This window comes from Tsukamurella spumae, from assembly GCF_012396015.1.
Lineage (GTDB): Bacteria > Actinomycetota > Actinomycetes > Mycobacteriales > Mycobacteriaceae > Tsukamurella > Tsukamurella spumae.
In genome coordinates this window covers 36,090-45,189 of record NZ_JAAXOQ010000005.1, presented here as the reverse complement: position 1 = coordinate 45,189, position 9,100 = coordinate 36,090, and the positions used below count along the sequence as shown (strand labels likewise).

General features: G+C 72.8%; 5 protein-coding genes. All 5 read left to right on the top strand.

What is annotated here, in order from left to right; genetic code table 11:
• Nucleotides 1-13 precede the first annotated feature (13 nt).
• The 5 genes from HF999_RS05075 to HF999_RS05055 all read left to right on the top strand — a co-directional run bounded on the left by HF999_RS05075 (nucleotide 14) and on the right by HF999_RS05055 (nucleotide 9,091).
• Complete coding sequence (locus HF999_RS05075; protein WP_168544824.1) at nucleotides 14-3,982, top strand: bifunctional nitrate reductase/sulfite reductase flavoprotein subunit alpha; 3,969 nt, start codon at nucleotides 14-16, stop codon at nucleotides 3,980-3,982.
• The gene (locus HF999_RS05070) at nucleotides 3,969-5,246 is read left to right on the top strand and encodes an NTP transferase domain-containing protein (protein ID WP_168544823.1); all 1,278 of its coding nucleotides are present in this window, start codon (nucleotides 3,969-3,971) and stop codon (nucleotides 5,244-5,246) included. Before HF999_RS05075 ends, HF999_RS05070 begins: the two co-directional genes overlap by 14 nt.
• A 140-nt stretch (nucleotides 5,247-5,386) precedes the next feature.
• Entirely contained in the window at nucleotides 5,387-7,921 is a 2,535-nt protein-coding gene (gene nirB / locus HF999_RS05065) for a nitrite reductase large subunit NirB (RefSeq protein ID WP_168544822.1), read from the top strand.
• Nucleotides 7,918-8,325 (top strand): nitrite reductase small subunit NirD, encoded by a 408-nt coding sequence (gene nirD, locus HF999_RS05060; protein ID WP_168544821.1) that lies wholly within the window; start codon nucleotides 7,918-7,920, stop codon nucleotides 8,323-8,325. The genes nirB and nirD overlap by 4 nt, the downstream gene beginning before the upstream one ends.
• A gap of 49 nt (nucleotides 8,326-8,374) precedes the next feature.
• Nucleotides 8,375-9,091, top strand: coding sequence for a protein kinase family protein (locus HF999_RS05055; RefSeq protein ID WP_168544820.1), 717 nt, complete (start codon nucleotides 8,375-8,377; stop codon nucleotides 9,089-9,091).
• The last annotated feature ends 9 nt before the right edge of the window (nucleotides 9,092-9,100 follow it).

The following is a 9,100-nucleotide window of genomic DNA, read 5'->3' as shown; positions in this document are numbered from 1 at the left end:
GCACCGTGGCGGCATGGACGTCGAGACTGTGTGCGGGTACTGCGGGGTGGGCTGCGGGCTCACGCTGCAGGTCGCGGACGGCGCCGTGACGAGGTCCTTCGGTACGAAGGACCACCCCGCGAACCGGGGGCGGCTGTGCACCAAGGGCAGCACCACCGTCGACCTGCTCACGGCGGGCGGCCGGCAGACCCGGGCCGAGCTGCGCGAGAACCGGGAGGCGGCGCGCGGCACCGTCGAACTGCAGGACGCGATCGCGGCCACCGGGCGGCGCCTGCGCCGGATCCGCGACGAGCACGGTCCGGACGCCATCGCGCTGTACGTGAGCGGACAGATGACGCTGGAGGCCCAGTACCTGGCGACGAAGCTCGCCAAGGGCTACCTGCGCACGCGGTGGATCGAGTCGAACTCGCGGCTGTGCATGGCCAGCGCGGGAACCGGCTACAAGCAGTCGCTCGGCGCGGACGGCCCGCCCGGCAGTTACGACGACCTCGACCACGCGGACGTGTTCCTAGTGATGGGCGCCAACATGGCCGACTGCCACCCGATCCTGTTCCTGCGGCTCATGGATCGGGTCAGGGCCGGCGCGAAACTGATCGTGGTCGACCCCAGGCGCACCGCCACGGCGGCGAAGGCAGACCTGCATCTGCCGATCCGGCCGGGTACCGATCTCGCGCTGCTCAACGGTCTCCTCGCGTTGCTGGTCGAGCGGGGCCACATCGACGAGGGCTTCATCGATGCGCACACCGAGGGCTGGGAGGCGATGCCCTCGTTCCTCGAGGACTACCCCCTCGACCGCGTCGCCGAGATCACCGGCCTCGACCCGGCCGACGTCACCCGGGTCGCCGAGCTGCTCGGCGGGGCCGAGAACTGGACCAGCCTGTGGACCATGGGCCTGAACCAGTCGATCCACGGCACCTGGAACACCATTGCGCTGTGCAACCTGCACCTCGCCACCGGCGCGATCTGCCGCACCGGCTCCGGCCCGTTCTCGCTCACCGGCCAGCCGAACGCCATGGGCGGCCGCGAGATGGGCTACATGGGCCCCGGCCTGCCCGGCCAGCGGAGCGTGCTCGTCGACGGTGACCGGGCGTTCGCCGAGCAGGCATGGGGGCTGCCGGCCGAGTCCATCCGCACCGAGGTCGGGCAGGGCACCGTCGATATGTACCGGCAGATGGCCGACGGCTCGGTCAAGGCCGCGTGGGTGATCTGCACCAACCCCGTGGCGTCGATGGCCAACCGCTCCACCGTGATCGACGCGTTCAAGACCGCGGAGCTGGTGATCGTGCAGGAGGCCTTCACCGGGAGCGAAAGCGCCCGGTACGCCGATATCGTTCTGCCCGCTGCCCATTGGGCCGAGACCTCCGGCGTGATGATCAACTCCGAGCGCAACCTCACCCGCACGGCCGAGGTGACGGCGCCGCCCGGCGACGCGCTACCGGACTGGAAGCTCATCTGCCTCGTCGCCGCCGAACTCGGCTACGGCGACGCCTTCGACTTCCCCGATGCGGCAGCCGTGTTCGAGGAGCTCAAGCGGTTCCACAATCCCCACACGGGGTGGGACCTGCGCGGTGTCGACCACGCGCGACTCGAGCGCGGCCCGGTGCAGTGGCCCGCCGCGCCCGGCTGCGACGACCGCAACCCGATCCGCTACCTGGACCCCGATCGGGGGCTGCGGTTCGCCACCCCGTCGGGCCGGGCGCAGTTCCTCCCCCGGCCGTACCTGCCCCCGGCGGAGCTGCCGGACGACGAGTACCCCCTGATCCTCACCACCGGCCGCCTCGCGCACCAGTGGCACACGATGACCAAGACCGGCAAGGTGGCCAAGCTCAACAAACTCAACCCCGGCCCGTTTCTCCAGGTGCACCCCGTCGACGCCGAGCGCCTCGGCGTCGGCACGGGATCGCGGGTACGGGTGTCGAGTCGACGCGGCGGTGCGACGCTGCCGGTGCAGGTCGACGACGGCGTCCGACCCGGAGTCTGCTTCGCCCCCATGCACTTCAACGACACGTTCGGAGAGGAGAGCGCCGTGAACGCGATCACCAACGACGCCGTCGACCCCGAGTCCCTGCAACCGGAGTTCAAGGTCAGCGCCGTCGCACTGACCCCCGTCCCCATGGAATCCCCCACCTCCGTCGCCGACGGAACCCCCGCCGTCTCCACGGGATCCCCGATCTCCGCGGCACTCGGGGCGTACGCGAGCGGCCCCGGCGAGCTGACCCCGGCGGAGTCCGGGTTTCTCGGTGGCCTGCTGGCCGGGCTGAACGCCGCACCGCCGAGCGGCGTACCACCCGTCCCGCCGACCGCCCCGCTCGGGCCGATCGCGCGGGCCTGGCTCGAAGGGGTCCTCGCCGGCGTCTACGCTGCGCCCGCGGCCTTCCCGCCGCCGTCCGGCACGGAGTCGACGCCCGCGGCCGCGCGCACGATCACCCTGGTGTGGTCCTCGCAGACCGGTACCGCCGAGGGATACGCGGACGAATGCGCCGCCGCGCTGACCGAGGCCGGGATGGCGCCGCAGGTCCTCGGCGCGGAGCAGATCTCCCCCTCTCGATTGACCGGCACGGTCCTGTTCCTGGTGGCCAGCACCGGCGACGGCGAGGCCCCCGACAACGGCGTCGCGATGTGGGACGCGCTGGCGGCGGCCGAACCCGGCGACCTCGGCGACCTCGACTACTCGGTGCTCGGCTTCGGCGACCCCTCCTACGCCGACTTCTGCGGCTTCGCGCGCAAGCTGGACGCGCGGCTGGAGCATCTGGGCGCCCAGCGCATCGCGCCCCGCGCGTCGTGCGATCCCGACTACGCCACCGTCGCCGCCGCCTGGCTCGCGACGGTGACCGCCGCTCTCGACCCGGCCGACGCCACGATCGACGCCACCACATCCGCGGGACCCGCGGGCACCGGATCCGCGCCGGCCTATTCGAGGAACAGCCCGCTCCGCACCGTGCTGCGCGAGTCGCAGGCACTGTCCGGTCGTGGATCCGCGAAGGACGTGCGGCGCTTCACCTTCGCGGTGCCGGAGGGCACACTGTCCTACCGCGCCGGCGACGCGCTCGGCGTGTGGCCCGTGAACTCGGGCGCCGTGGTCGAGGAGTTCTGCGCCCGCACGGGTGTCGACCCCGAGACCGACGGCCTCGCCGAGAAGAACCTCACGCAGATCACGCCCGAGGTCCTGCGCTTCGTGGCCGAGAACTCCCCGCACGCCGACGATCTGCGGGCGATCATCGACGAGCCCACGCACTTCGCGGACTGGGCCTGGGGGCGCCAGCTCTCCGACCTGCTGACGGCGCACCCCGTCGAGGCCGATCCCGCGCGCTGGCTGGAATTGCTCCGGCCACTGGCGCCGCGCCTGTACTCGATCTCGTCGAGCCCGCGGGAGGATCCCGCATCGGTGTCGGTGACGGTGTCCGTGGTCGGGTTCGAGCACGCGGGCGTCCGCCGGTCCGGGGTGTGCTCCTCGCATCTGGCGACGCTCGCTCCGGGCGCGGAGGTCGACGTCTTCGTCCAGCGCACCCGGGCGTTCCTCCCGCCGGAGGATCCCCACGTCGCGGCCGTGATGATCGGGCCCGGCACGGGCATCGCGCCGTTCCGAGGATTCCTCCACGACCGCGCGATGGCCGGCCACGACGGGCCGAACTGGCTGTTCTTCGGCGAGCAGCACGAGGCCACCGACTTCTACTACCGCGAGGAACTGGCGGACCTGCAGGAGTCCGGCGGCTTGACCCGGCTGGACACCGCGTTCTCCCGCGACAGCGCGGAGAAGGTCTACGTCCAGGACCGCATGCGCGAACACGCGGCCGAACTGTGGGACTGGATCCGGCGGGGCGCACACATCTACGTGTGCGGCGACGCCGCGCGAATGGCCCGCGACGTCGACGAGGCGCTGCGCGGTATCGTCGCCGAACACGGTCACATGGCGCCGCGCAGCGCGGACGCCTACGTGGCAGCGCTCTCGGCCGAACGGAGATACGTGCGTGACGTCTACTGACCACGACGACCCCGCCGCTCGGATCGACGCGGCGATTATCGTGGCCGGTGGCGAGGGCCGCCGCCTCGGGCTGGACAAGCCGGAGCAGACCGTCGGCGGACGCCGCCTGTTGGACGCCGCCCTCGATGCGGTCGCGGGCGCCGCGGTCGTAGTCGTCGGGCCCCCGCGCACCGTTCCACCCGGTGTCCTGCTCACCCGCGAGAGCCCCGGCGGCGCAGGCCCGCTCGCGGCGGTGGCCGCCGGGCTCGACGCCCTTCCCGCGGCCGCGCGGACGATCGCCGTGCTCGCCGCGGACCTGCCGGAGGTGGACCGCGGCACCGTCGGTGCGCTGGCCGCGCTGCGGGCGCGAACGGGCGCCCCGGTCGCCCTCGCGGAGGACCCCGCCGGGCGCATCCAGTACCTGCTCGCCGTATGGGACGCGCGGGCCCTGCGCTCCGCCCTCGCGGGGGTCGGCGATCCCACCGGGCGACCGCTCCGAACGATCGTCGGCGCCGACGCACCCCGTCTGCGCTCCGCGGTCACGGACGTCGACACCCCCGAGGACCTGCGGATCGCGCGCCACTCCCCGGCGGCCGTCCGACGAACGCTGCGCCGCGCTCTCCCGGTCCTGCCGGCGAGGCCCGGCCCCACCGTCGACGGTGCGAGGACGCTCCTGCGCGGTCCGGTACGAGTCGCGCTGCATCCGTCCGGGGACGAGACCGCCGCCGGTCCGGTCGCCGCGCTCCTCGCCGGCGTCGGCGCGCACGTCGCGCGCGGGCCGCACCTCGCGGACACCCCGGAGGCCTTCGCCGCCGCGCTCCGGCAGGACGAGGCGGACGTCGTGGCGATCATCGGTGCCACGGGCCGCGGCGCGGCGGGCCGGCTGCGTGAGGCCCTCGCAGAGGCCGGGGCCACGCTGCTCGTCGACGGCGTCGACGTGCGTCCCGGCGGATCGATCCTCGTGGCGACCGTGCCCGGTGGTGCCGTCGTGCTCGGTCTCGGCGGCGACCCGATGGCGGCGCTCCTCGGCACCGCACTACTCGGTCGCCCGGTGTGCGAGACGATGACCGGGGCGGTGTCCCGGCCGGAGGACCTCGTTTCACTCGCCGACCCGAATCCCGACCCCCGCTGGCGGATGCTGCCCGCGGAGCCGGACGGCGCCGGACGCTGGCACGTCCCGGGTTCCGTGGCGACCGGACACCTCCGAGGCGCGGTGGATCACCGCGCGATCCTGCTGGTGCCGCCGCTCGCCCGGACCGGCGACCTGGTCGAACGCCTCGCTTGACCCGGCGGGTCCCTCGCCTCACCTCCGGGCCGTGCGCGCCGTGAGGATCCCGTGACGGGGCCGCAACGCGAGGGCACGTCGCGGCAACACCGCCTCCTTACCGTTCATGGCAACGGGTTCCCAACGCAGAGGAGACGGACATGACCGCACCCCGCACCGTCGTCGTGATCGGCCACGGCATGGTCGGACACCGGTTCGTCGAGGCGCTGCGGGCGCGGGACGACGCGGGCTCCTGGCGCATCGTCGTCATCGGCGAGGAGGCGGACGCCGCCTACGATCGCGTCGGACTGTCGGCGTACGTGGGTGTGTGGGACCGCGCGCAGCTCGCGCTCGCGGGCAACGACTACGCCGGCGACGACCTGGTCGAGCTGCGCGTCGGCGAGCGCGTGACCGGCATCGACCGGGCCACGCGCACGGTCGTCACGGACCGAGAATCGGTGGCCTACGACGCCCTGGTTCTGGCCACGGGGTCCTACGCCTTCGTGCCGCCGGTGCCCGGCCACGACCTCCCCGGCTGCCACGTCTACCGCACCCTGGACGACCTCGACGCCATCCGGGCGGACGCGGACGCCGCGCTCGAGCGCGGCTCCGACGCCGTCGGCGTGGTCGTCGGTGGCGGCCTGCTCGGGCTGGAGGCGGCGAACGCGCTCCGCTCGCTGGGGCTCAAGCCGCATGTCGTGGAGGTCAATCCGCGCCTGATGCCGCAGCAGGTCGACACCGGAGGTGGCGAACACCTGGCGCGGATGATCGGCGCCCTGGGCATCGACATCACGCTCAGCTCCGGCACCGCCGACATCCGCCCCGCGGACCACGGCCTGGCCGTCACGCTCAAGGACGAGTCGGTCGTCGACGCGGCGGTCGTCGTGTTCGCGGCCGGTGTCCGCCCCCGCGACGAGCTGGCGCGCGCCGCGGGCCTCGACCTGGCCGAGCGCGGCGGCGTGCTCACCGACCTCGGCTGCGTCACCTCCGATCCGGCGATCCACGCGATCGGCGAGGTGGCCGCGGTCGAGGGCCGCTGCTACGGCCTCGTCGGGCCCGGCTACGCGACGGCCGAGGTGGTCGCCGACCGGCTGCTCGGCGGTGACGCGCTGTTCCCGGGCGCCGACATGTCCACCAAGCTCAAGTTGCTCGGGGTGGATGTCGCGTCCTTCGGCGATGCGCACGGCGCCACCCCGGGTGCGTTGGACGTGGTGGTCAGCGATCCCATCGGCGGCACCTACGCCAAACTCGTGCTGTCCGACGACGCCTCGACGCTCCTCGGCGGCGTGCTCGTCGGCGACGCCTCGCAGTACGGCGTGCTGCGGCCGTTGGTCGGATCGGCGCTGCCGGGCGACCCCGTCTCGCTGATCGCGCCCGTCGGCGACGGTGCGCCCGCCATCGGCGTCGGTTCCCTGCCGGACGACGCCCAGATCTGTTCCTGCAACGATGTCTCCAAGGGCGTGCTGTGCGGCGCGATCGCCGACGGTGCGTGCACCGTCGCCGAGCTCAAGGGCTGCACCAACGCCGGTACCTCCTGCGGATCCTGCGTACCCCTGCTCTCCCAGCTGTTGGAGTCCGAGGGCGTCACCGTCTCGAAGTCCCTGTGCGAGCACTTCTCCCAGTCCCGTGCCGAGCTGTTCGAGCTGGTCCAGGCGAGCGGGATCCGCACCTTCTCGGGACTCATCGAGCGGTTCGGCACCGGCACCGGCTGCGACCTGTGCAAGCCGACGGTGGCATCGATCCTCGCCTCGACGAGCTCCGACCACATCCTCGAGGGCGAGCAGGCATCGCTGCAGGACAGCAACGACCACTTCCTCGCCAACATCCAACGCAACGGCACGTACTCGGTGGTGCCCCGCATGCCCGGGGGCGACGTGACCGCCGAGCAGCTCATCGTGATCGGCGAGGTCGCCCGGGACTTCGGGCTGTACACCAAGATCACCGGCGGACAGCGGATCGACATGTTCGGCGCGACGGTCGACCAGCTGCCGTTGATCTGGCGGCGACTGGTCGACGCCGGGATGGAATCGGGCCAGGCCTACGGCAAGTCGCTGCGCACGGTCAAGAGCTGCGTGGGCAGCGACTGGTGCCGGTACGGGCAGCAGGACTCGGTGCAGATGGCCATCGACCTCGAACTCCGGTACCGCGGACTGCGCTCCCCGCACAAGATCAAGATGGGCGTGTCGGGCTGCGCCCGCGAGTGCGCCGAGGCCCGCGGCAAGGACGTCGGCGTCATCGCCACCGAATCCGGCTGGAACCTCTACGTGGGCGGCAACGGCGGCATGACGCCCAAGCACGCACAACTGCTGGCCGGCGATCTCGACTCCGAGACGCTGATCCGCTACGTCGACCGGTTCCTGATGTACTACATCCGCACCGCCGATCGGCTGCAACGCACCGCTCCGTGGGTCGAGAGCCTCGACGGTGGCATGGACCGGCTGCGCGAGGTCGTGATCGACGACGCGTTGGGGCTGGCCGCCGACTTCGAGGCCACGGTCGCCCGCCACGTCGACGGCTACGGCTGCGAGTGGAAGGGCGTGCTGGACGACCCCGACAAGCTCGCCCGGTTCGTCTCCTTCGTCAACGCCCCCGGGGCCCCGGACCCCACCGTCGACTTCGGCGAGAAGAACGGACGCAAGGTGCCCGTCCTGCTCGGCGCCAGCCCGTCGATGCCCCTGCGAAAGGACCACGCGTGAGTACCACTCCCTTCGACCTGCACCGGTGGACCCGGGACTGGACCGCCGCGTGTCCCGCCGCCCGCCTCGAGCGACTGCGCGGCGTCGCCGTCCTGCTGCCCGACGGGGCCCAGGTCGCGCTGTTCCGCCTGGCCGATGACAGCATCCGCGCGGTCGGCAACATCGACCCGATCGGGCGGGCCGCGGTGCTCTCGCGCGGCATCGTCGGTGACCGCGGCGGCTTCCCCGTGGTGCATTCGCCACTGAAGAAGCAGGCGTTCAGCCTCCTCGACGGCCGCTGCCTGGACGCGCCCGACGTGTCGATACCCGTGTACGACACCAGGATCTCGCTGGACGGCACGGTGTTCGTGGCCAACTCCCCCGAGGTGGCGTTCGGCTTCCGCCGCGGCGCCGTCGCGTTGTGATCGCATCGACGCTAGTCTCTGCTCCGGACGAGGTGAAGGAGTCAGGCCCATGTCGAGTCACGGCGACGCATCGGTTCGGCCGCCCGAGCAGGGCCGGCTCCCGGCGGGACGGGTCGGATTCCTGATCGGATCGACTGCGCCCGAACTGGATGCGCGCGCCGCCGCGGGCCGTCCCTACGGACGCCTCAGCCCGGCGGCGCTGCAGATCGGCATCGATGGATCGGTGCATCTCGCCGCCGCGCCGAGTGCCGTGGACGCCGACGCGCACGCGGCGCCCGAGGTGCTCGGCGGCGCAGAACCCACCGCCCGTTCCGAGGTCTTCTCCCTGGCCAGCACCAGCTACACCCTTCTCACCGGCCACCCGCCGAACCCGTACGGCTTCGCGACGGTGCGGCGGGCCCGCCCCGATCTCGATCCGCGCGTCGACGGTGTGCTGGCCCAGGCGACGGCGCGCGGCCCGGAGTTCCGCTTCCCGACGGTGACCGCCTTCGCGGAGGCACTCGAAGCCGCCCTCGGAGTGCCCGCGGAGCCGATCCGGGCGGCCGAGACCGGTGCCGCGCCGGCCCCCGACGCAGCACCGACGGGGCCCTCGGCCCTCGCTGAACCCGTCGATCCCTCCCCGGCGGCGGGCCCGAGGCCCACGAATCCGCCCGCGCAGCGCGCCGGTAGCCGATTCGAGGTCTCCGAGGCCGCGCTCACGATCGCGCTCCTGTTCCTCGTGATCCTGATCGGCGCGGGCTGCCTGTCGCTGTTCCTGATCGTCTGAGGGCCGGCT

Bases quoted from the DNA above. Each gene is read 5' to 3' on its own strand.
- HF999_RS05075 (WP_168544824.1), top strand. From the start codon at position 14: ATGGACGTCGAGACTGTGTGCGGGTACTGCGGGGTGGGCTGCGGGCTC.
- nirB (WP_168544822.1), top strand. From the start codon at position 5,387: ATGACCGCACCCCGCACCGTCGTCGTGATCGGCCACGGCATGGTCGGA.
- HF999_RS05055 (WP_168544820.1), top strand. From the start codon at position 8,375: ATGTCGAGTCACGGCGACGCATCGGTTCGGCCGCCCGAGCAGGGCCGG.